The organism is Streptomyces sp. NPDC058157, from assembly GCF_042884105.1.
In the GTDB taxonomy this organism is placed as follows: domain Bacteria; phylum Actinomycetota; class Actinomycetes; order Streptomycetales; family Streptomycetaceae; genus Streptomyces.
In genome coordinates this window covers 1-4408 of record NZ_JBHVUQ010000339.1, presented here as the reverse complement: position 1 = coordinate 4408, position 4408 = coordinate 1, and the positions used below count along the sequence as shown (strand labels likewise).

Genomic DNA, 4408 nt, shown 5'->3' with positions numbered 1-4408 from the left:
GGGCACACAGGGCCGTGCGGACGGGGCTGCGTGCACCAGGCTGGGCAGACGCCGTGCGGTCGGGGCTGGGTGCACCAGGCTGGGCAGACGCCGTGCGGTCGGGGCTGGGTGCACCAGGCTGGGCAGACAGGGCCGTGCGGACGGGGCTGCGTGCACCAGGCTGGGCACACGTGGCCGGGCGCACAGGGCCGGGCGGACGGGGTCGGGCGTGCAGGCGCCGGGCGATCAGGGCGGCCGAGGGGCCGGGCCGTGCCCCGGTGGGCCGGGCCGGGGCGCGGCAGGGGCTCAGCCGGTGAAGGAGCCGTGCCGCCCCGCCCCGGAGGCGAAGCGGGCGGCGCCCGCGAGGGTCTCGCCCGCCGAGAGGGGCACCGTCCCGTGCCGCAGCTCGTTGGCCAGGGCCTCGGGCTCGGCCAGCCCGTGCTGCTCCCGCACCGAGAGCCGGTCGTGGCGCAGGCACAGCTGCGGGAAGCCGGCGATCTCCCGCGCGAGCTCCTCCGCCGCCGCCCGGGCCCGCCCCGGAGGCACCAGACGGTTGGCCAGACCGATCGCGTGGGCCTCGGCTGCCGGGACCGGGCGGCCGGTCAGGATCAGGTCCATGGCCCGGCTCTCGCCGATCAGGCGCGGCAGCCGGACCGTGCCGCCGTCGATGAGCGGCACCCCCCAGCGGCGGCAGAACACCCCGAAGACCGCGTCCTCCTCGACCACCCGCAGATCGCACCACAGGGCCAGCTCCAGCCCTCCGGCCACGGCATGGCCGGAGACGGCGGCGATCACCGGCTTGGTCAGCCGCAGCCGGGTCGGCCCCATCGGGCCGTCCCCCTCGGGCTCCACCCGGTTGCCGCGCCCGGTGGCGACGGCCTTGAGGTCGGCGCCCGCGCAGAAGGTCCCGCCCTCGCCCCACAGCACCGCGACCGCCGCCGCCTCGTCGGACTCGAACTCCCGGAAAGCGTCCGCCAGCTGACGTGCCGTCGGCCCGTCCACGGCGTTGCGGGCCGCGGGCCGCGAGAGCACCACCGTGGTCACGGGTCCGTCCCGCTCGACACGGACGGCGGCGCCAGCGGTCTCGGTCATGGCGGCATTCTCGCGTGACGACCGGCCGTTGGCCAGGTCCGCCGCCGGAGGCCTCCGCAACTCCGGCGGCCGACCGCCGGGGCACCGCCGGTTCCCGTCCCCCGTCTGCTCGCCCGGTCGGCTGCGCCGCGCCGACCGGGCGGCCGGGGGAGTCGGGTTTTTGCCCGCCCCTTTGCCCAGCCGGTCCGCGACGCGACGCGGACGGTATGGCCGGGTGGGTCGGCGGGGGTCGCCGCTCCGTTCCTGTCGACCCGGTGGCTGGGGAAGCCGGGGTCGCGTTCGCCGCTCGGCTCGGCTGGCCCGCTGCGCCGCGCGGACGGTGTGGCCGGGCTGGTCGGCGCGGGCCGCCGCTCCGTTCCTGTCGACCCGGTGGCGGGGGAAGCCGGGGTCGCGTTCGCCGCTCGGCTCAGCTGGTCCGCTGCGCCACGCGGACGGTATGGCCGGGCGGGTTGGCGGGGGTCGCCGGTCCGTTCCTGCGGACCCCGCCGCCGGGGAGGTCCGGGGCCCGCACGCCCGTGGCTCAGGCGATGCGCCTCGCCCCCGCCGACGGTACGGCCTCCAGTACGGCCGGGGGCTCGAACCCGGTCGATGCGAAGGCCTCCGTCACGGCCGCGGCCACGGCCGTCGCCTCCCCGGCGCGGACCAGGGCGATCACCGAGCCCCCGAAGCCGCCCCCGGTCATCCGGGCCCCCAGTGCGCCCGCCGCGACGGCCGCCTCCACCGCCAGGTCCGTCTCCGGGCAGGAGACCCCGTAGTCGTCCCGCAACGAGACGTGACCCTCCGTCAGCAGCGGGCCCAGCGCCTCCGGTTCGCCCGACTCCAGCCGCTCCACCGCCCGGCCCACCCGCGCGTTCTCCGTGACCACGTGCCGGACCAGCGGCACCAGCCGGGCCGGCAGCCGTCCCAGGGCCCTGGGCAGCTCCGCCTCCCCGAGGTCACGCAGGGCGGGCAGCCCCAGCAGCCGCGCCGCGCGTTCGCAGCCGGCCCGCAGGGCCGCGTACGCCCCGTCGGCCAGGTCGTGCTTGACGCGCGTGTCGAGCACCAGCAGCCGCAGCCCGTGCCCGGCGAGGTCGAACGGCACCTGCCGCACCTCCAGGCTCCGGCTGTCCAGGTGCAGGGCGCCGCCCTCGGCGCAGCACACCGACGCCATCTGGTCCATCACCCCGCACGGCACCCCGGCGAAGGCGTTCTCCGCGTACTGCGCCACCCGCGCCAGCTCCGGCCGCTCCAGCCCCAGCCCGTACAGCTCCTCGTACGCGACGGCCACCACGCACTCCAGCGCGGCCGACGAGGACAGCCCGGCCCCCGTCGGCACCGTACTGTCCAGGTGCAGGTCCGCGCCCCCGACCGGCAGCCCCCGCTCGCGCAGCGCCCACACCACCCCGGCCGGGTAGCGGGCCCAGCCGGAGACCGTGCGCGGGGCGAGGTCCGCGACCCGCAGCTCGGTGATCCGCCCGTCGCCCTGGGCGCTGTGCAGCCGCAGCAGCCCGTCGGCGCGCCGGCGCACGGCCAGCACGGCGGTCTGCGGCAGCGCCATGGGCAGGGCGAAGCCGTCGTTGTAGTCGGTGTGTTCGCCGATCAGGTTGACCCGGCCGGGCGCCGCCCAGACGCCTTCGGGAGCCAGGCCGTGGATCCGCTCGAACTCCCCGCGCACCTCCGCGTTCATCCGGCCTCCCGCAGCCGCAGCGCCGCCGTCTCCGGGGCCACGTCGTTCATGAACGCGTCCATCCCCGACTCGGTCCCGGCCAGGTACTTGAGCTTGTCGGCGGTCCGCCGGACCGTGAACAGCTCCAGGTGCAGGGCGAGTTCCTCCCCGCCGGCCAGCGGCGCCTGGTGCCAGGCGGAGATGTACGGGGTGGGCCCGGCCGCCGCCCCGAAGAGTCGGTCGAAACGGCGCAGCAGCTCCAGGTACAGCCCGGGGAACTCGGCCCGCTCCGCCTCCCCGAGCCCGCGCAGGTCGGCCACCCGCCGGTGCGGGTACAGGTGCACCTCGTAGGGCCAGCGGGCGGCGTACGGGACGAACGCCGTCCAGTGCTCGCCGGCCAGCACCACCCGCCCGGTGGCGGCGCGGGCCTCGGCGAGGAGGTCCTCGAAGAGGTTCCGCCCGGTGGCGGCCCGGTGCGCGGTCGCCGCCGCGAGGTGTTTCGCGGTGCGCGGGGCGGGGGTGGAGAAGGCGTAGATCTGGCCGTGCGGATGGGGCAGGGTGACGCCGATCTCCGCGCCGCGGTTCTCGAAGCAGTACACCTGCGCCACCCCGGGGCGCGCCGAGAGCGCGGCGGTGCGGTCGGTCCAGGCGTCCAGCACCAGCCGGGCCCGTGCGGGGGTGAGACCGGCGAAGGCCGCCTCGTGCTCGGGGGTGAAGCACACCACCTCGCAGCGCCCGGCGGCGCCGGACAGGGAGGGGAAACGGTTCTCGAAGACGGCCACCTCGTAGTCGGCGGCCGGGATCTCGCTCTGCCGCCCGTCCCGAGAGGGGCACAGCGGGCAGGCGTCGGCGGGCGGGTGGTACGTGCGGGTCTGCCGGTGCGCGGCGATGGTGACCCAGTCGCCCGTGGCCGGGTCCCGGCGCAGCTCCGGGCTGCTCTCCACCCGGTCCAACGGCCGCCGGTCCCGGGCGGTGCGGTCCCGGCCGGGGGAGCTGTCGTAGTAGATGAGTTCGCGGCCGTCCGCGAGCTCGGTGACGGTCCTGTACACGTCCTCGCCTGTCTGTCGGGGTGTGCGTGGCCCGACGGGCCGGCGTGGACGGCCCGTCCCCGGGCGGGGCCGACGCGCAGCCGATGATACGACCGTACGCCGACGCGGGGGAGGGGACGCGGGGCCGGCGCCCCGCGTCCCCCCTGCCGGGATCCGCCGCTACGGGGTGGTCTTGCCCACCTCCAGGTCGGCGGTCGGGTCCTTGACCCGGCCGCCGGGCGGGCCCGCCGGGGCGCTGGTGTTGTTGTCCGTCTTCGGGTCGCGGGTCAGTGCGGAGACGGAGGCGGTGTTGCGGATCTCCGAGCCGTTCCCGGTGTAGTTCGCGTCCAGCTTCACCTTGATCACCCAGGTCATCGAGGCACCCGGGGCGAGCTTCGCCAGCGGCCCGCAGCTCACCGTCCGCCCGGCCGAGCAGCCGGGGTCGCCGGAGACGAAGCTCAGCTCCGTCGGCAGGGTGTCGGTGACGGTGATCTGCTCGGCCTGCGAGGGGCCGTTGTTGACCACGGTGAGGGCGTAGTCGAAGGTCTCGCCCGGGGCGACCGGGTCCGTCTGGACCGCCTTCTTCGTGATGGCGAGGTCGGCCGCCGGGTCGGTGACGTGGCCGCCGGGCACGGTGGCGGTGTTGGAGTCGTTCTCGCTCGCC

4 protein-coding genes are annotated in these 4408 nt (G+C 76.8%); all 4 read right to left on the bottom strand.

Annotated elements, in window-relative coordinates; genetic code table 11:
• Window positions 1-285: 285 nt before the first annotated feature.
• Window positions 286-1071, bottom strand: coding sequence for a crotonase/enoyl-CoA hydratase family protein (locus ACFVXK_RS37275; RefSeq protein WP_389621417.1), 786 nt, complete (start codon window positions 1069-1071; stop codon window positions 286-288).
• Window positions 1072-1591: 520 nt separating this feature from the next.
• Window positions 1592-2737 carry a galactokinase gene (gene galK, locus ACFVXK_RS37270; RefSeq protein WP_389621414.1) on the bottom strand — a complete coding sequence of 382 codons (1146 nt, stop codon included), beginning with the start codon at window positions 2735-2737 and terminating at the stop codon, window positions 1592-1594.
• A complete protein-coding gene (galT, locus tag ACFVXK_RS37265; protein ID WP_389621411.1) occupies window positions 2734-3765 on the bottom strand; it encodes a galactose-1-phosphate uridylyltransferase in 1032 nt (343 codons plus the stop codon). The genes galK and galT overlap by 4 nt, the downstream gene beginning before the upstream one ends.
• A 159-nt stretch (window positions 3766-3924) precedes the next feature.
• Window positions 3925-4408: DUF11 domain-containing protein (locus ACFVXK_RS37260; RefSeq protein ID WP_389621409.1), on the bottom strand; the 484-nt coding region annotated here is incomplete at its 5' end.

Bases quoted from the DNA above. Each gene is read 5' to 3' on its own strand.
- galK (WP_389621414.1), bottom strand. From the start codon at position 2,737: ATGAACGCGGAGGTGCGCGGGGAGTTCGAGCGGATCCACGGCCTGGCT.
- ACFVXK_RS37275 (WP_389621417.1), bottom strand. From the start codon at position 1,071: ATGACCGAGACCGCTGGCGCCGCCGTCCGTGTCGAGCGGGACGGACCC.